The 18,358-nt window shown below is 59.2% G+C and carries 14 protein-coding genes and 2 pseudogenes; 1 reads left to right on the top strand and 15 read right to left on the bottom strand.

The annotated features are described in order from the left end of the window. Positions 1–66: 66 nt before the first annotated feature. The 11 genes and pseudogenes from AC2FD8_RS14620 to AC2FD8_RS14570 form a co-directional block, all read right to left on the bottom strand. Positions 67–1,167 carry an MHYT domain-containing protein gene (locus AC2FD8_RS14620; RefSeq protein ID WP_496857329.1) on the bottom strand — a complete coding sequence of 367 codons (1,101 nt, stop codon included), beginning with the start codon at positions 1,165–1,167 and terminating at the stop codon, positions 67–69. A 137-nt stretch (positions 1,168–1,304) separates the two neighbouring features. Continuing rightward, positions 1,305–2,396, bottom strand: coding sequence for a ferritin-like domain-containing protein (locus AC2FD8_RS14615; protein ID WP_496857331.1), 1,092 nt, complete (start codon positions 2,394–2,396; stop codon positions 1,305–1,307). Next, positions 2,393–4,297, bottom strand: coding sequence for a GMC family oxidoreductase (locus AC2FD8_RS14610; RefSeq protein ID WP_496857333.1), 1,905 nt, complete (start codon positions 4,295–4,297; stop codon positions 2,393–2,395). Before AC2FD8_RS14610 ends, AC2FD8_RS14615 begins: the two co-directional genes overlap by 4 nt. After that, positions 4,294–4,770 carry a hypothetical protein gene (locus AC2FD8_RS14605; protein WP_496857335.1) on the bottom strand — a complete coding sequence of 159 codons (477 nt, stop codon included), beginning with the start codon at positions 4,768–4,770 and terminating at the stop codon, positions 4,294–4,296. The genes AC2FD8_RS14610 and AC2FD8_RS14605 overlap by 4 nt, the downstream gene beginning before the upstream one ends. Further along, positions 4,757–5,698 (bottom strand): hypothetical protein, encoded by a 942-nt coding sequence (locus AC2FD8_RS14600; protein ID WP_496857337.1) that lies wholly within the window; start codon positions 5,696–5,698, stop codon positions 4,757–4,759. The genes AC2FD8_RS14605 and AC2FD8_RS14600 overlap by 14 nt, the downstream gene beginning before the upstream one ends. Positions 5,699–5,755: 57 nt before the next feature. Further along, positions 5,756–8,971 carry an adenylate/guanylate cyclase domain-containing protein gene (locus AC2FD8_RS14595; RefSeq protein WP_496857425.1) on the bottom strand — a complete coding sequence of 1,072 codons (3,216 nt, stop codon included), beginning with the start codon at positions 8,969–8,971 and terminating at the stop codon, positions 5,756–5,758. Between the two features lie 27 nt (positions 8,972–8,998). Continuing rightward, positions 8,999–9,091: pseudogene (locus AC2FD8_RS14590) on the bottom strand (DUF7577 domain-containing protein); the annotation flags it as partial. A 159-nt stretch (positions 9,092–9,250) separates the two neighbouring features. After that, positions 9,251–9,607, bottom strand: a complete 357-nt coding sequence (locus tag AC2FD8_RS14585) for a putative quinol monooxygenase (protein WP_496857339.1) — start codon at positions 9,605–9,607, stop codon at positions 9,251–9,253. Positions 9,608–9,889: 282 nt separating this feature from the next. Further along, the gene (gene xylB / locus AC2FD8_RS14580) at positions 9,890–11,350 is read right to left on the bottom strand and encodes a xylulokinase (protein ID WP_496857341.1); all 1,461 of its coding nucleotides are present in this window, start codon (positions 11,348–11,350) and stop codon (positions 9,890–9,892) included. Positions 11,351–11,420: 70 nt separating this feature from the next. After that, positions 11,421–11,627, bottom strand: a complete 207-nt coding sequence (locus AC2FD8_RS14575) for a hypothetical protein (RefSeq protein ID WP_496857343.1) — start codon at positions 11,625–11,627, stop codon at positions 11,421–11,423. 75 nt (positions 11,628–11,702) lie between these two features. Beyond that, the gene (locus AC2FD8_RS14570) at positions 11,703–12,014 is read right to left on the bottom strand and encodes a hypothetical protein (protein WP_496857345.1); all 312 of its coding nucleotides are present in this window, start codon (positions 12,012–12,014) and stop codon (positions 11,703–11,705) included. Positions 12,015–12,063: 49 nt separating this feature from the next. On the opposite strand from AC2FD8_RS14570, the pseudogene AC2FD8_RS14565 reads away from it, so the two are divergent. Continuing rightward, positions 12,064–13,265 (top strand): annotated as a pseudogene (locus AC2FD8_RS14565) (malate--CoA ligase subunit beta). 540 nt (positions 13,266–13,805) lie between these two features. Here the strand turns inward: AC2FD8_RS14565 and AC2FD8_RS14560 are convergent. From AC2FD8_RS14560 to bcoG, 4 genes are all read right to left on the bottom strand, one after another. Beyond that, positions 13,806–14,990 (bottom strand): peptidoglycan-binding domain-containing protein, encoded by a 1,185-nt coding sequence (locus AC2FD8_RS14560; protein WP_496857347.1) that lies wholly within the window; start codon positions 14,988–14,990, stop codon positions 13,806–13,808. Positions 14,991–15,184: 194 nt separating this feature from the next. Then, a complete protein-coding gene (locus AC2FD8_RS14555) occupies positions 15,185–16,609 on the bottom strand; it encodes a carnitine 3-dehydrogenase (RefSeq protein WP_496857348.1) in 1,425 nt (474 codons plus the stop codon). Then, positions 16,606–17,370, bottom strand: a complete 765-nt coding sequence (locus AC2FD8_RS14550; RefSeq protein WP_496857350.1) for an SDR family oxidoreductase — start codon at positions 17,368–17,370, stop codon at positions 16,606–16,608. Before AC2FD8_RS14550 ends, AC2FD8_RS14555 begins: the two co-directional genes overlap by 4 nt. Next, positions 17,367–18,284 carry a 3-dehydrocarnitine:acetyl-CoA trimethylamine transferase BcoG gene (gene bcoG / locus AC2FD8_RS14545; RefSeq protein ID WP_496857352.1) on the bottom strand — a complete coding sequence of 306 codons (918 nt, stop codon included), beginning with the start codon at positions 18,282–18,284 and terminating at the stop codon, positions 17,367–17,369. The genes AC2FD8_RS14550 and bcoG overlap by 4 nt, the downstream gene beginning before the upstream one ends. Between the last annotated feature and the right edge of the window lie 74 nt (positions 18,285–18,358).

The raw sequence follows: 18,358 nt of genomic DNA, 5'->3' as shown, positions 1-18,358 counted from the left end.
TCCAGCCGCAGGGAACGGGGCGCGTTCTTTGTTTCACGAAATGCGAATGGGCTGCACGAGTTGCGACTACAGTCCCAAAGCGTTGCGGATGTCCGGCAGGCGGGATCGGCTGACAGGGACTTTGCTGAGCGCCCCGACAGAGTCGAAATAGCATGTCCCGTTGTCCTTATGCCTTTCGAAGCGTGAGACATGTTTGGGATTCACCAGATAACTTCGATGGGCGCGCAGGAAGCCATCGGGGTGCAGCCGTGTCTCGGCCTCGGTGATGGACCAGGGGCAGAAGAGTTTCTCGGAATCGATATAAAGGATGGTGTAGTGCCCCTCGGCCCGAATGGCGGCAATCTGGGTGGGCTCAGTAAAGAAGGTCTGGCCTTCGCGTTCAAACGGTACCCCGGCGCGCAATCCAGGGGTCGGATCAGGTTGAGGCGCAGGTTCGGGCGCCGCAGGGGGCGTGGGATCGATGAAGGAGATCCCGGTCAGCAGGAACGCCCCACAGATCAGGAAGACTGCAACCGTGACGCCCATCGCCAGAATCTGGTTGTCCAGCGCAGGCCCGGCGGCCTCGGCGGCCCCGGCGGTATCGGTGGCCACGAAATCCGTAAGGCCGGTTGCGATGAAATGCATGGAAAACACCGCCACGCCGAAACAGGCCGTACCCAACAGGATGTTCCGATGGGTTCGGCTGTCATAGGCCACCCAGATCGCCAACACCGACAGCACAATCGAAGCGACGGTCGACAAAACGATGTCAAACAGGCTGTAGACGGGTCGGCACAGTTGCATCCCGGCCATGCCGACATAGTGCATGACAACGATCCCAAGCCCCACGATCACGCCCGCGCCTACGATTGTCAGCGGGGTTCTGGGGCGAAAATGCAGAAGCAGCAGCGCCAGACCCACCATAAGGATGGCAACCAGCGCCGAGATCATCGTCACCAGTGCGTCATAGTAAAACAGGATCGGCAGTTGCAGACCCAGCATGGCAACGAAATGCATCGACCAGATGCCGCCGCCCAGTATTACGGCGGCGAGGGCGACGATGAACTTGCGCCTTTGATTGTCCAGTTTCGATGCGCCATGCGTCAGGTACAGACCGGTAAAACCGGCCATCCACGCCACGGCCAACGACGCCGCCACGAGCCACACATTGTGCGAATAGTCCAACATTGAGATGCCGCGTCCTCCCCAGCACGTTCACGACGTTAGCAAACTGCATTTCCCCGCACAATCGTTGTTGGACTCAGCAGAAGGCGCATGTTTTGGCAGAGGCGCGAAACGGGACCGTGCCGGTTTACCGCCATAGATCAACCGCGCGCGTCTGGCTTCAGATAGGTCCATGTCGGCCCGGCTGTCTCACCCGATCCGTCCGGCAACGGGATACGCATCAGTTTTTGCGCCAGCGACTTGATCGAATACATCGTGGGGATCAGGTCACGCAAAGCCGATTTGTCCTCGGTGAAGGCGACATGCAGCCCATCCAGCAGGCCGGACCACGCAGCATTGAACTCGGCTGAGATCGCGGCGATTTCGGGTGCGGATTTATAGTTCTTTTCGCAAGGGTCATCTTTCATCGGGGAAACCGCGCTCCAATCGACGATCAGGTCATCGCCGGTCGGAGGGTCCGTTGCCAGATCCTCGGGGCGATAGTAGCGGCTGTGCAGGATCTCGTTGAACTTGAAGAAATGGGCGATGTCTTCCTGGCCGGCTGGTCCGGGGATGGTGTCGCCGTCACCGGCCCGGTCGCCCAGATCGGCACCTTCGCCTTCTTCCATGATTTCTCTGAGGGCCTCAAAGGCCGCCTCGTGGCATTGCTCGGGTTCCCCTGAGATTTCGATAACCACGCCGCCTGCGCCAAAATAGTCGTCATTGGTGATTTGGCGCGCGGGGTCACCGATGAAGATCGCTTTATCCCCGAACTCCTTGCACGCGTCTTCCAGCAGCTGTCTGACATAGGCGTAGAAGCCGCCAATGGTGGAATAGTGCCCCGTCAAGGCCTTGCGGAGGTCTTTCGGTGCGGTTTCGATCTTGCGAAAGCTCTTGACCTGTTTGGGCGAGAACCGGCGCAGGCGCACCTCGGGTCCGGCCCCGTCCAGCAGCTCTGACGGATATTTCGGCAGCAGATCGGGATTGTTCAGTTGCGGCGTACCGCCAATCGCGTTCATCAGATTCGCTACAAGCACCATATGCAGCATCTCTTCGACCATAACCTGTCGGATCACTTCAATCGGTTCGGCATTGACGATGGTCGGCTCGGACCGGTCGTATTGCCCCTGTTCAAGGATCGAATAGCAGGCCGTCGCGTAGGGCGGGATTGTCGAAAGCTCTAGCATCAAGGCGTCTTGCAGATGATTGCAGAGATCTTTGCGCGCGGCGTCCAGTTTCTTTTTCGAACTCATTTCGCACCCCCTTTCCGAACGGCTTTCTGGATGGCTCTGGCGGCCCTGAAGGCCATGGCCGACATCGTCAGCGTCGGGTTGGACGTGGCAATTGTGGGCATCGAACCCGCGCCCACCAGCCACAGATTGTCGTGGTCCCATGCGCGCATCTCGTCATTGGTGACCGAGTTGTGCCTGTCGGTCCCAATCCTGTGGGTGCCGACCAGATGGCCCGCACCGAAGAAGGTGTATCCCTTGCCATCATAGGTCAAATACCCCGCATCCGACGGGTTGTATGCGGTGTGGTTTTTGATACCCAGCCGCTGGAAAATCTGCGCGCAGGTGTCATTGGCTGCGGCCAACCCGGCGCGGGAATAGTCGTCCAGATCATAGCTGATCACCGGGCGGTATTCGCCCATGGGCGTGCGGAAGGCCGGGTCGATGGTCACTCGGTTTGTGGCTCTGGGCAGTTGCTCGACCATCGTGCCAATTCGGACCTGTCGTTGGACATCGTGATAGAGCTTATCGCGCAGGGCGGCTCCATAGAGGTTGTCTTGCTCGACCAGCCGCGCCACGTCAGAGTTCGGAGAGCCAGCGGCAAAGTTCCATCCCCAATTGCCGATCTCCAACCGGAAAGCTGCATTCTTGTTCCTGAAGTTCCCGTCCCGGAAATTGGCATAGCTCGAGGTCGATCCCGGCCCGCGAAACGGGCCGACCGGCTCGGGCGCGGAACCCCACGTCATCATATAGGGGTGGTCCATCAGGTTGCGGCCCAGCTCGTCACTGCTGGTGCAAATCCCCGAGGCCAGCGCCAGAGTGACGTTTTCCACCGCACCGCCAGCCAGCACGTATTGCTTACCTCTGGCCCGGCGCAATTCGTATTGGGGCACACCGGGGAACGGGTATTTCTTGTAAACGATGCCAGAAACACGCCCGCTTTCTGCCAGTTCGACCTTCGAGGCGATGGCCTGCGTGATCGTCTCCATTTGATGCTTGGCTTTGTGCTTGGCATCCTCGAGCGTTTTCATCGCGTTGTATTTGGCCTGAATCGGGCAGATCGGAATGCAGCTTGAGTTCCCCTCACACCGCTGACCCATATAGGCGAACGGCCCGGTCGCGCCGCGTGGGAGGAACTGTTGCTTGCGCTTGTCGCCAACCTGAATGCCCTTGGCAGTCCTTGGTTTGCGCGGGGTGGAGTTCCGGCCCTGCGGCGTGCGCGAGACTTTCAGTTGAACCGTGCTGGTGGCATCCTCACCGATTTCGATGGGCATCCCGTCTGCCTTGGCAAAAAAGCCATCCACGTAGGACGACGGAATCGAATGCATCGGATAGTCATAGTTCTTGTCGAAATACCCGACATTGTCGTGCCGTCCCGACGTGCGAATACCCAGTGCGTCGGGCGTCTGTTCTTCGGCATCGGCCGAGACGCCGATCTCCCACTCGGCGCGCTCATAATCAGCGCGCAGGTCCTGATAGCTAAAGGGCCAGTCAACGCCTTTGCCAAAGCGGCGTTGCATCTCGAAATCCGCAGGCATCATGCGCAGGCTTGTGCCCAGCCAATGTAGTGTGGTTCCGCCAAAAGCCATCAGATAGTTGCTACCAAAGGGCAGGGGGCCGCGTTGCACGAAGTACCCGTTGGTGTCCGGTTCGGTGCCCCGTACCGCAGTGATGTCCAGCACCGAAGGTGACGGCAGGGTTGGAAGGTTCGGATATGGCGAGTTCGGCGTCTTGGCTAGCGACAGATAGTATTGATCCAGATAAGACCGATACGTCTCCCACGTTTTGCCATGGTCCTCTCCGGCTTCGAGGATCAGAACCGAATGACCGGCCGAGACCAGTTCTTTGGCCAGAATACCCCCGGCAATTCCGGCGCCTACGATGACCACATCATAGGTCCGTTCGTCATCTGCAATCGCGCTCATTTGCCTGCCCCCCGCTGCTTTGGAGGTTCAAGACCCCATGCGCCAAAGCCCTGTTGCTTGGCCCCTTGGGGATGTGCACCGATGGCGTCCCAGACCAGCCCTTCCTTGTAAGATCGGGTCGAGATAATCTTGACCACATCAAACCGCGACGCGCCGAAGCTTTCGCGCCATTCCTGCGACAGCGGCACCCATTGGCCGGTGTACCAAAGCTGGATCAGCGTGCGCGACAGCGGGCCGAGGCATTTGTCCGACAGATAGGTCTGACGGATAATCCCATCGTCGTCCTGCTTGCCCAGCTTGTCGGAATGGGACAGGAACTCTGTAAGGATATCTGCGGGCAGGACCTGCCGGAACTGATGCCAGTATTCGCCTGCACATCCTGTGCCTTGCAGTTCGGCGCTGCTATAGCCGGTCAGGGCGGCGCTGACGGTCAGAAAGGCGTGAAATTCGGGGGTGTCATCATGCGTCTTCATGGCGATCCCCATCAATTGCGTCCACATAGAAGCCACGCGGCTCAAAGCATGCGGGCGGGCTTTCAAAGACCTGTACGGCCACCGGCGTCATATCGGTGAACAGCGTGCGCATGTCGCTGGTCATCGGGAAATCGTTGTTGCCCAGTTTCAGCTTGAAGCTTTTCGCGATGCGTTTGCCTTCTTTCGTGGTCAGCATCGCGGTTTCAAACAGGCCCGAGATCGTCCAGCGGGTCCAAACGGTGCGCCCAAGCCCGGTGGCGAATTCGGGGATCGGTGTGCAGTTGGTCAGAGTCCAGTGATCGCCCTTGAGTTTGCCCAGATCCGCCGTCAGATCGTAAACGATGGTTTGTGGGTCGTCGGGATTGACCAGTTGGATCCACCATTTCTTGGGCGAGATCGGAGGGTGCCCTTTCATCTTGGCATTCAGCGAAGGAACCTTGTAGTTGAAATGGCCCAGAAACTTGGGTTCTCCGAACGCTTGCCGCCCGGCTTTGACGGCCATGGCGTTGTCGGCGGCCACATGGACCCGCAGATGACCGATGGTTTTTGTCTGATCCCGACCATGAAGATATTCGGTCAGGGTCATCTTCGGCACGCCCGGTACCCGGTTCTTGGGATAGGCCAGCAGATTGAATTCGACCTCGTTCACGAAGCCCAGCGAGTTGTCGTAATGCGCGGTATAGCGTTGGAAATTCAGCAGGATGACGGCCTTGGTCTGGCCGTCTTCATCGGGAAATTCGGCGACGCACAGGCCGGTGCCCTTCACAAACTGGCGGGCAACCTCGACCGAGGTGTACCAATACATCCACTGGCATTGCAGCGAGGCATAGTAGAAGGGGAACGTGTCAAATTGCTTTGGCAGTTTCGGCATGACGCCGGTGACATCCGTCTGATGGCACGGGTCGTTTGTGACTTTTTTCTTTGTCATTTGGCTGTGATCTCCCCCACTGGCTGTGACAATTCTACTTGCTCAAATTCCGCCCGATCATGCCTCCGGCTGTTTTGTTTTTAGGGTTTTCAAAATGGCTTTTGCTTCGACCAGTGCAGGTGCTTTGGTCTTGTCGGCAGCCACGGCTGTCGAGATCTCGACAAGGCAGTTTGACGAGGCCTCAAGCTCGGCCAATTCCCGAATGACATGCAGGAGCGGGCCGTAATGGCCCAACTGCAACGCCACCATCGCTGCGTCCTTGAGGCGACCGATCCCGGCGCTGTCGTCCCCATGCGCCATGGCCAACCGTCCGCGCAGACAGATCAGGCCCACGATCCAGAATTTCTCGCCGCTGTCCTTGGCGAAGGCGTCGGCTTCGTCCAGCAGCTCCTCGGCCAGATCCAGCTTGCCGTGCAGAATGGCCGCATCGGCGTAAAGGCACAGGAAAAAGCTTAAACCAAGGCGGCAGCCGGTATCGCGCCATTCGCGTAGGCCCAGAGCGATCTCTTCCAGGGCCTTTTCACCATCGGTGCTCCGGCGCACCCAGCCGTTCATGACCCGCGCCCAACCGCGCCAGAATTGGAACGAATATTCCTCGGAAAGTGCAATCAACGTGGCTGAGCTGTCCTGAACCGTCGCCTCATCACACCGGAAATGGGAAATCCACCCGAGGAAGGCGTTGGCAAAGGACTGGCTGAACGGATGCGCCGTTTCTTCGGCATGGACCAACGCTGCCTTGATCGCTGTCAGGGCGCTGGCTTCGTCGCCCGACAGCCAGTAAGAAAGCGCTCGGTAGCCCTGAAGGGCCACTGCAAGGTCAACAACATCAAAATCGAGGCCCATGAAGCGATGTTCGATGGACAGATTGACCTTCAGTCCGGCCTCAAGATGGGTCAGCGCGTCCTTGGGGTGGCCCAGATAAGTCTGCAGCGAACCCATTGAGCGTTCTGCCGAGACCACGGTCAGCGGGCTGGACAAGTCCTCACACAGCGAGACCAGCCGGTCTGCATTCTGTTTCGAGATCACATACTCTCCGCCCAGCATGGTCGAACGGAACTGCCCGTAGACCACTTTGAACAGCCGCTCGGTCTCGCCATATTCACGGCAGAGGGACTGCGCGCGCGCATAGGCGGAAAGAACTGACTTGTGCGCATAGCCCCGAACAAAGGCCAGAGGCACGGCGATCATGATCTGCATGTCGATCTCGCGCCGGTCGCGTTCCTGCGACTGCGGCATTTCCTGCAAGCACTCCAGAGCATGCTGCAAATGGGTGATCGCCTCGACATTCGCCGAATGGTCCAATGCCTGCCGTGCGGCGGTCATCAGTTTGCCCTCGGCGGCGGGGTAATTGCCGGCGCGCCAGTAGTGATGGCCCAGAATTTCAGGCTCGCGCGCGACGGTTTCGGCGTATTGCTCTTCCAGAACCGCAGCGATTTGGCCATGCCACCGTGACGCGGTCGAGCGTAGCATGGATTGATAGGCCGCATCCTGCACCAGCGCATGGCGGAACCGATAGGCATCTGCCGTACCCGGCTGACCAGCGGGCACGATCAGTTCGGTCTCGAGCAGCTGGTTCAGCGCTTCGGTGATGTCGTGTTCGGTCCAGTCCAGAACCTCGGACAGCAGCTTGCGTTCAAAGTTTCGGCCAATTGCAGCGGCGACTTGTACGATCTCGCGGCTGGCCGATAAACGGTCCAGCCTGGCCATCAGCGAATCCTGCAGCGATTCCGGGATGGCCATGGACAATTCGGCCTGACTTTGGCCACGGTTGACCAAAAGTCCGGATTCCATCGCCATCTTGGTCAGCTCTTCGACAAACAACGGCACGCCATCCGTGCGGTCGGCCAAATGGCTGAGAACTTCCTGTGATGGCCGCAGGCCCGAAATGCTCTCAACCAGTTTATAGATGTCACGACGCACAAGCCGGTTGAGTTCCAGACTGGTGACATGGGACTGGTTGCGCCATGGCGACTGAAACTCGGTCCTGGCCGTCATCAGGATCAGGCAACGCCGGTTCGACACCTGTTCGATCCAGCTGTTGACGAATTCCAGCGTCGAAGCGTCAAACCAATGCACATCGTCCAGTAGCAGCAACAAAGGCTGGTCCTGTTCCAGCCCCGCACATAGTTGCAAAAGCGCCTCGATCAACGCGCCTTTTTCCCGCTCGGGCGCCATCGGCGCGACCAGCGAGGTGCCGTCTTCCAACCCCATCAGGCGCAGGATGGGCGCGGCGCAGGTTTCAGCATCAAGGTTCAGATCGGTGAGAAACCGGGTGACTTTGTCCCGGCTTTCCTCAGGTGGCGCATTGGGCAGCATGCCCGTCAGCGTCGTCAGCGCGTTCTTGATCGGAAAAAACGCGCTGCTCTGGTGCAAGGGTGACCCGAACAGAGTGAACTGAGTGGAATCTTCGCTGGTCAGCTTGTCCTTCAGGCCAAAGGCGATCTTGGATTTGCCGACGCCTGCGTCGCCAGTCAGCAGCAAAACCTGCCCCTCCCCGTCCAGCGCACCGTCCCATCTGGACTGGACCAGAGCGATCTCGGCGGTGCGCCCGATGGTTGGTGTCTGGTCGTGCGAGAAATCCTTGCGCGCGGTCTCAAAACCGGAAATCTTCTGCCCGACCACATAGAGATGCAACGGTGTACTGACACCTGCCAAAGGCGGGCTGCCGATCGAGGTGAAATCCAAGCGCTCTCCGATCAGCCTGCGGGTCACTTCGGATACGACAACCTGACCCACATCCGCAGCCGACTGGATGCGCGCCGCCACGTTCGGAGTATCCCCAAACAGCCAGACCTTTTCCGAGCTTGATGCGCCTGTCGCCGTACCCACGACCACAGGTCCGGTATGGATCCCGATCCGCACATTTGTCGAAACCGATTTGTCCGTCAGCCCCGCATCCCCATCCCGCGTTGCGGACGCGATTTCTAGCGCGCATAGAGCGGCGGAATAGTGGCTGAGTTCCTTCGCGGTGGGATATCCGAAGATGGCGACCACTCCGTCACCGGCGTAGTTGGCAATCTCGCCGCCGAATTTGGTGACGGTCCGGCCAACCAGTGCGCGATATTGCGTGATCAGTTCGCGATAGTCTTCGGGGTCGAGCCTTTCGGACAGGGCCGTCGATCCCACAAGATCGCAGAACATGACGGTCAGTTGGCGCCGCTCGGCGACGTCTTCTGGTGTGTCTTTGGGTGGTGTCGCAGGGGCAGTAGGAGGGGGGGCACCCTTGCCCGGCAGCGCGGCCCCGCAGGCGGTGCAGAATTTTGCATGCGCCATGGCTGATGCACCACAGGAGCTACAGGACAGTGTCAGTGCGTTGCCGCAGCCGTGGCAGAAGTTGGCCTCGGCAGGATTGGCCGCGCCGCATTCACTGCAATTGACATTCGGACGTCCCAATATGGCTGCCCCTGAGCACTAAAATTGCGCTGATTATGAAACAAAGAAACAATTTCGCTTTCTTTAGTAACATAGAATCTACAATTCGTCGCCCATGAATTGTGCGTGGGTTTTGCACGCCCGCAAAGGGTTACTCACTGGTGCGGGCAGACACTATGATTAAGACCCAGCCTGCGGGCGCAGAAATCCCCCAATTCTGTCGACATTTTCGACCAGAACGAAAGGGCTGTCGGACCCCGGTGTGGGCTGAAATAGCTGCCCATGGTTGCGTTGAAATGCGGAAAAGGTCGGGCCATTCAAATGGTCCAGAAAGGCTTGGTGGTTCTTGTAGATTTCGACGAAAACAACGGTGCCGTCACTGCAGGGCGGTGCCGAGCCTTCGCCGCCTGAGTGTATGAGGTAGCCCCAGGTGTCCTGTTCGTTCTTCTCCACATCAAGGGCCAGCTGTTTGAGGGCTGCAATCCCTTCGGCCTCCAGTTCAGGTTTCAAATACCAAGTCGCGATAGTGCTATACATGTTGATCGTCCTTTCAAGGGGCAGGCGAAAAACCCAATTCGTGATCAGGCCCGCCCCGGGCGGTTCAAATTGATTGATCGTGACGGCGTGTATGCCCGCGAAAAATGAGACTGCAATTTGCCACGATGGAGCCTGCGACAGGTCCTCCGGACAAGGGCCACGCACGCCTTATGTTAACATATCATCGACCTGACGGGCAAAAATCGCAGGCGGCCAATGGTTCTCGCGCTTTGGCGCTGGCCTTGCGTTTTCCTTTTTTGATCTAGATCGGCGGGCTTTAGGTCAACGACCCGAGGAGATCTGACGCAGATGTCCGTAGGCGGCTTTGAATTGCGCTTTGGCTGCCTTGTACTCTGCTGTTTTGCTGCTGTCGGGCAGAACACGCGCGCCGATGCCGGGTGGTTTCAGGATATCTTCCGGGGACGCTCCGGTTTCGGCGATCTGGGCAAGGCGTGCGGCCCCCAGTGCTGCGCCGAACTCGCCATCTTTGGGCATCTCGATCGGGACGTTCAAAACGGTTGCGATCAGCTTGACCCAGTAGCGTGACTTTGTACCGCCACCGATACCGATCAGCCGGTCGATGCGCGCGCCTGTCTGCACCAGAGCGTCATACGAGTCGCTTAGGCCAAAGGCGACGCCTTCCAATACCGCGCAGGTCAGGTCACTCTGGGCAGTGTCTTTTCCCAGCCCGGTAAAGCCGCCGCGAATGTTGGCGTCGTTGTGCGGGGTGCGCTCACCTGACAGGTAAGGGAAGAACTGCACACGCCCCGGCATGCGCAATTCATCGCCCAGTGCGCGGGTCAGGTCGGCAGGTTTTTGTCCGGTGATCTGGCCCAGCCAGTTCAGGCTGTCAGTCGCAGACAACATAACGCCCATCTGATACCAGCGGTCAGGCACAGCATGGCAAAACGTGTGCAACGCCGAGGCCGGATCGGGGTGATAGCCATCTCGGGCTGCCAGCAGCACGCCAGAGGTTCCAAGCGACAGAAACCCATCGCCCTCGTTCAAAGCGCCCAAGCCACAGGCGGCTGCGGCGTTGTCTCCGGCGCCACCTGCGACGGTGACGCCATTGCGCAGACCCCAACGGCTGGCCAGATTGGCGCGAAGGGTGCCTGCGGGCTGACATCCCTCGACCAGTCGAGGCATCTGAGATTCCGACATTTGCCCAGCGTTCAACAGCTCCTCCGACCACGCGCGGCGCGAAACGTCCAGCCAGGACGTGCCAGCGCTGTCCGACATGTCAGCAACGTAGTCGCCTGTCAGATAGTGGTTCAGATAGGCCGCAGGCAGCAGAACCTTCGCGATGCGGGCGAAATTGTCCGGTTCATGGTCTTTGACCCAAAGCAGTTTGGGGGCTGTGAATCCGGGGAAAACGATATTGCCCGATATTTCGCGAGTACGGGGCAGGGCGTCCAGATGCCGCGCCTCGGCATCTGCGCGTGTGTCATTCCACAGGATGCAGGGCCGGATCACATCACCTGCGGAATCCAGAAGCGTTGCGCCATGCATATGGCCCGCTACGCCAACGCCACGCAGATCGGCAAATTCGGGATGGGCGTCGCGCAACGCAGCAACCGCACCCTCCAGTGCTGCGATCCAGTCGGCGGGGTCCTGCTCGCTCCAACCCGGGTGTTTGTGATTGGACGTACAAGCATGCTCGGCCGAGCCCACAACACTGCCGTCTTCGTCCAACAGCAAAGCGCGCAGCCCGGATGTTCCCAGATCAATGCCAAGATAGCTCATGCTGCGTCGCCTCTGGTTTCATATTTTTGCAATCGGTCAATTCTGTTCTGAGGGGTCTGCAAAGCGCGGATCAGCCCCCGATGTAGCTGCCGGTCTTTGGGCGATAGAAGATCTTTTGATCATGCAGCTTGCCCAGAAGATCATGCATCCGGCGGATGGTGTCTTCGTCGGTCTCGTTCGCATCGATGGAATAAGAGGCCATCGCCTGACGCAGGGCCTGTTCGATCAGTTCCATATCCTCGACGGATAGTTCGAACATGTCATTATATTGCGGCATTTCTGGTCCTCCGGCTGCGGGTGCAAAACGAGAGCATGCCCTGAAAACCCAGAGTTTACCAGTTTGCGGGATATGTCAGCCCCTTTGCATCTGCGCCGAATAGAATTGTGCGATGGCCGGCGTCCGGTTCTTGACGCCCAGCCTGATCGTTCTGAACCGGCCGCCAGAACTGGCCGGACGTGAGATGGAATTGGTGCAGAACTGCCGCGCCCGAGGTTTTGGTATCGGCCCACCCTCAGCGCGCCCGTGCAAGTGCGGATCGGGATCCTTAACCAGCTGAACCGGAAATCCGTCAACCGGATCGTGCGCCTGTTCGCCGAGGCCATGCGCGAGTTGGGCGTATAGATAGACCGAGACGCAATCGAAGCCCTGCTGGAAAGCCGCCACGGCACTTCGATGGCTGCTTAGTTTCGCTGCATCAACGGGAGGATTGCAGATGGATATTCATGAATGCCAAGCGAAAGAACTGCTTTCGAAATTCGGCGTCGAAGTGCCCCCCCACGGCTCTGGCCTATAGCCCGGAACAGGCGGCTTACCGGGCGCGTGAACTGGGCGGCGACAAACGGATCTTCAAGGCGCAGGTCCACGCCAGCAGGCGTGGCAAGGCCGGAGGGGTCAAGCTGTGCAACACCGAAAACGAGATCTACAAAGCCTGCGACGACAAGTTTGGCCACAAGCTGGTCACGCATCAGACCGGTCCTGAAGGCAAAGGGATCTACCGCGTTTACGTGGAAGCTGCGGTGCCGATTGATCGCGAAATCTATCCGGGTTTTGTGCTGGACCGCTCGAGCCAGCGTGTGATGATCGTTGCGTCCTCGGAAGGTGGGATGGAGATCGAAGACATCTCGGCCGAACGTCCGGACAGCATCGTGCGTTTGATTGTTGAACCTGCGGTGGGTCGGCAAGAGTTCCAGGCCCGTGAAATTGCGTTGCAACTGGGGCTGGAGCCGAAGCTGATCCAGCACATGGTCCGCACGCTGCAGGGCTGTTATGCCGCCTTCAGCGATCTGGATGCCACCATGGTCGAGATCAACTCTCTGGTCATCACCGGAGACGACCGCGTTCTGGCGCTGGACGCGCAGATGAGCCTTGACGACAACGCCCAGTTCCGTCACCGGGCAGATCGCCGAATTGCGAGACAAAAGCCAGGAAGACCCGCGCGAAAGCCGCGCCAGAGATCGGGGCCTGTCCTATGTTGGTCTCGACGGCAATATCGGCTGCATCGTGAACGGCGCCGGTCTTGCGATGGCGAAGATGGACACGATCAAACTGGTTGGCGGAGAGCCTGCGAACTTCCTCGATATCGGTGGTGACGCCTCGCCCGAGCGTGTGGCCAAAGCCTTCCGTCTGGTTCTGTCGGACGACAATGCACAGGCTATTCTGGTGAACATATTTGGCGGTATCAACCGCTACGACTGGGTTGCCGAAGGTGTGGTTCAGGCGTTGAAAGAGCTGGATATCGACATCCCGGTCGTCGTGCGTCTGGCCGACACCAATGTTGAAGAGGGTCAGAAGATCCTCGCAAAATCCGACCTTCCGATCATCCAGGCCACCACTTTGATGGAGGCTGCCGAACGCGCCGTTGACGCATGGAAAAACGACCTGACCCAAGGCACCAAGATGAGGGCTGTGGAATGAGCATTCTTCTCGATCGTAACTCGTGCGTGATCGTGCAGGGTATCACGGGCCAAACTGCGCGGGCACTATCTCGTCGGGCAAAGCGCTGCTGGGGATCATGCCGGGGCACATTTAGTCCCCGCCTGTCAGATCGAACGTAGTTCTGGTCGCGTATGCTCGAACTTGACAGAAGCCGACAATGACAATCTCATTCAAGGGTGCGCATTTCCCGAAGGATCACCGCTCCGAGGTGATCTCGACCAGCCGTCGCGGCAGGATGGGGCCGGGTATCGCGCCTCGGCCGGTGCGGTCGTGATGATCTCACGCGTGTCGCAGGTGCTGGTGCAAAAGACGACGGCCCTGAATCGCCAAGTGGCACAAATGTCCCGAGAACGCTAAAAGTGTGACAAGGTATTCGTGTCACAGGTTTAACCGGAAACGCCATAGTCATACATCACTGGTTTGCGCCGGTTTTCACGTCACCTGGTCAAGGATCCTGTTATCGCAGCGCTTGAGGAAGCCGCGGGCGATCCTTGCGCCCGCGGAACAGGTTAGCCGACCCTACTGTGTCTTGGTCATGGCCGCGCGCAACAGTTGCGGGCGGTCTGATTGTGACGGCAGAAACACGGCCTGAGACCCCGCATCCAAGGCAGACAAGCTTGCGTCATACCACTGCATCGCCAGATCGCGGCGTTCTTGTACGCCAAAGCCTTCGCGCAGGTGGTGCCCGACCAGCTCTCCATATGCGGGCTCACCCATGGCGACCAGCATCAGGGCCGAGCCTACGGCGCTGTCCATATTGTCCTGACGGTAGCCCATCGCCAGACAGACCTTGCTTGTCGCGACAAGATCATCGGGGCTGAGGCCGGAATCCAATGCCAGCTTGCGCATCTGCGTTTCGGCCTCGGTTTTCGAAGTCAACGACAACGAGACAACCTGCGGTTCAAGCATTTCACCATAGGATTCACATTGCGCCGCCACCTGATCCGGTGTCAGGCCCTGAATGTCCTGCATCAGATCCTCGCCGCGTGCCATCGCGTAGCTGCGCGCCAGACAGAACTGCTCACTCAGGGCGAAATCAGGGTCCGACATGTTCGCCAGCGTCGTATAGCCACCATTGGTCGAGGTTTGCAGCATCACCGCACTACAGCGGTTCGCCAGCGACGGGCCGCCAGTGCCGCCTGCAAACAGGCTTGGCAGGGCTGCGGTGGCGGTTTCGGTCACTTCAGGTTCGGGCGCGGGTTCGGCAGGTGCCGCCGTTGCAGTCACAGGTGCGACAGGTTGCGGCGCGGGTTGCGGAGCAGCGGCCACAGCTGTGCCCGTTTGGACTTGCCGACGATAAGCCATCAACAAAGGCTGACCGGAGAGCTGCGTGCTGGCCTGACCGCCACTTGTACCCCAGTAATAAGCCTGCATCAGGAAATCGCGCTGATAGGGTTGGAAATCATACCCGTTGACCGGGTATCCCATGGACGCCTGATACCGTTGGATTGCAGCTCGCGTGCCGCCACCCACCTGACCATCAACCCGCCCTGCATTGTAGCCAAAATAGTTGAGCGCCGTTTGCGTCTGCGCCCCTTGCGAGGTGGACGGGATGCCAGACCGGTACGTCCGGGTGTTCGAGCGCTGCGCCTTCTTCTTTTGCTGATCTTTGCCGATTGCGTATCCGACAACGCCTCCGACGACGGCGCCGCCTATGAAATCACCGGCATCCGCCCTTGCAATCTGGGGATTCGCGGTCGACAACGCGAACGTTAAACAAAGTGTTGCCAATAAACGAAAAATCATAATTTACCTCCAAAACACAACAACAATTGGAAGAAATTATAGCACAACGCCGCCGCGCATGCGTAAAAAAGGCGGATCAGGATCTTTGCAGATCGACCCGCCAGTAGATGCCGCTGCCGGATTCATGAAACCAGAGGCGGCACGCGTTGGTATCAGCCCCGTTGCCCCACATGGCGACCCGCCCCCTGAGGGGTCGGCAGTTTGGCGTGATCTTCGGCAAAACCGGTCAGTTTCGCGGCCACACCCTCGGTCGGCAAAGAGGTTTTGCGCGCGTTCAGATCCATGTGCAGCAGCAGGGTTTCGACGGTGGCCGCGACCTCTCCGCCCGGGCCGTGCAGACGGTGGAACAGGTGCATTTTCTTGCCTTCGCCGCGCAAAACCTGCGTTGTGACGGTCAACCGATCCCCTGCATGCAATTCCGCATGGTACTGCACGAAATTCTCAACCGTGAAGTAACTGTTGCCCGCCGCGATATAGTCCGCATCCGCGTCGATCATCAGCATGAAACTGTCCGTCGCCTGGGCCGAGACCTCGATATAGTGGGCCTCATTCATGTGGCCGTTATAGTCTGTCCAGCTTTGCGGGATGACACGATCCACGGTGATCGGCAGATCATCACCTTCGGGGTCAGGCAACATCGCTTCGTGCGCATTCAGAACGCCGCCCGCCCCGCTGCCGGTTTTCTTCAGCGCGCGCATCATCCCGATCAGGTTGTCATCGCGCAGACGCTCCAATTCGCGGATCGACATATGGCCGGATTGCGCATCCGATTGACCGGCGATCAGGTCGACCAGCTCATCGGTGAATTCCGGCACATCCATCAGCTTGGTCCAGGGCCATTGCAGGGCCGGGCCAAATTGCGCCATAAAATGCTTCATCCCCGCTTCGCCACCTGCAACGCGGTAGGTTTCGAACAGACCCATTTGCGCCCAGCGGATGCCAAACCCCATACGGATCGCTTCGTCGATTTCCTCGGTCGTAGCGACGCCATCCTTGACCAGCCAAAGCGCCTCACGCCAGACGGCCTCGAGGAAACGGTCGGCGATATGCGCGTCGATCTCTTTGCGGACGGTCAGCGGATACATCCCGATGGACCGCAGGATATCCGACGCCTTGGCGCAGGTGTTCGCATCCCCCACCAGTTCGACCAGAGGCAGCAGGTAAACGGGGTTGAACGGGTGCGCGACGACAACGCGACCGCCGTGTTCGTTCAGTTCAGAGGGCTTGAACCCCGAGGTCGAAGACCCAATCACCGCATCCACAGGGGACAACTCTTCGATCTGCGCGTGGATCTTGTGCTTGAGGTCCAAACGCTCGGGCACGCTTTCCTGAACCCATGCGGCACCGGCCAAGGCCTCGCCCATATCGTCATGAAAAGTCAGAGTGCCCTCGGCTGGCAGTGCCTTGTCATACAGGGCGGGCAAGGCGCGGCGGGCATTGGCCAATACTTCGCCGATTTTGCGCTCAGCTTCGGGATCCGGGTCAAAAACCGATACGTTCCAGCCGTTCAGCAGGAACCGGGCCACCCAACCCCCGCCGATCACGCCGCCGCCGACGATGGTTGCTTTTTGTGTCATGGCGCAAGTGTCTCCGTATGGCCATCAATGGACAGAACCTGCCCCGAGATTTTGGTCCCTGCCTCTGAGGCAAGGAAATAGATACTGTTTGCCACGTCCTGCGCCGTGACCCATGTTTTCATCGAAACGCCGGTCACATAGGCCGCGCGCATAGTTTCAATACTCTCACCATGAGCTACAGCTTCGTTGGCCAGCACGCGTTCCATCCTGTCGCCCTCAACAGCACCGGGGCAGATTGCGTTGACGCGGACGCCAAAGGGGCCAAGCTCCATCGCGAGGGTTTTGGCCAGACCGATAAGGGCCCACTTCGCCGCCGCATAGGGCGACCGCATGGGATAACCCATGATCCCTGCGGTGGATGAGGTCATTGTGATCAGGCCACTCTTTTGTGCCTTCATGACCCGCGCTGCCCAACGGCAGGTTAGATATGTGCCATGTACATTGGTCGACAGACATTGCTGCCAATCGGCATAGGCTAGGTCTTCGATCGGCCCGGCGGGGCCCCCGGTGCCTGCATTGGCGCAGACCACATCAATGCCGCCCCATTCGGCCTCGACCGAACTTAGGAAGGTGTCCATGGCGGATTCCGAGGTGACATCGGCCACCACGGCGATACTGCCGGGATGCGCGTCAGCAAAGCTCTGAACTGCTGCGGGGTCTGCATCGCAGACCGCGACCCGCGATCCATCTTGAATGAACTGCTCTGCAATGACGCGGCCGATGCCAGCCGCGCCTGCGGTTACAAGAACGCGTCTGTTCATTTCGCGACGGGAGCGCGCTTGGTCAGGCCCAGTTTCTCGCGCACGGCGTCGGGGCCGATGATCTTTGCGCCCATGTTCTCGATCACCGTCACCGCTCGTTCGACCAATTGCGCGTTGGTGGCCAGAACGCCTTTTTCCAGAAACAGGTTGTCCTCAAGCCCGACGCGGACATTTCCGCCAGCCAGCACCGATTGCGCAACATAGGGCATCTGATCACGACCCAGCGAGAAGGCCGACCATGTCCAATCAGACGGCACCGCATTGACCATCGCCATGAAGGTGTTGATGTCGTTGGGGGCACCCCACGGCACCCCCATACACAGTTGAACCAGAGCGTTGGGCTCCAGAATACCCTCTTTCACCAACTGCTTGGCGAACCACAGGTGGCCGGTGTCGAAGGCCTCGATCTCAGGTTTTACACCAAGATCGGTCATCATCTGACCCATCGCCCGCAGCATGCCGGGGGTATTGGTCATCACATAGTCTGCCTCGGCAAAGTTCATGGTGCCACAGTCGAGCGTGCAGATCTCGGGCAGGCATTCCGCGATATGCGCCATCCGCTCTGTCGCACCGATCATGTCAGTGGCCGCTTCATTGACCGGAAACGGGCTTTCGGTCGGGCCGAACACAATGTCGCCCCCCATTCCAGCCGTCAGGTTCAGAACCACGTCGACCTCGGCATCGCGAATGCGGTCTGTCACTTCGCGGTACAGGCCCAGATCGCGCGAGGGCACGCCGGTCTCCGGGTCGCGCACGTGGCAATGCACAACAGCAGCCCCCGCCTTGGCCGCATCAATCGCCGAATTGGCAATCTGCTCGGGCGAGCGCGGCACATGAGGGGATTTGTCCTGCGTTCCACCCGATCCGGTGACGGCACAGGTGATGAAAACTTCGCGGTTCATGGCAAGGGGCATATCTTTGTCCTTCGATCAGCAGGAATCGCGCCTTGGCAGGCGACTGAATACAGCAACGCTACTTTCAATTCTTC

This window comes from Ruegeria sp. YTSC192 (assembly GCF_059609705.1).
The sequence above is the reverse complement of the archived record's forward strand: the minus strand, read 5'-3'. Positions and strand labels throughout refer to the sequence as shown.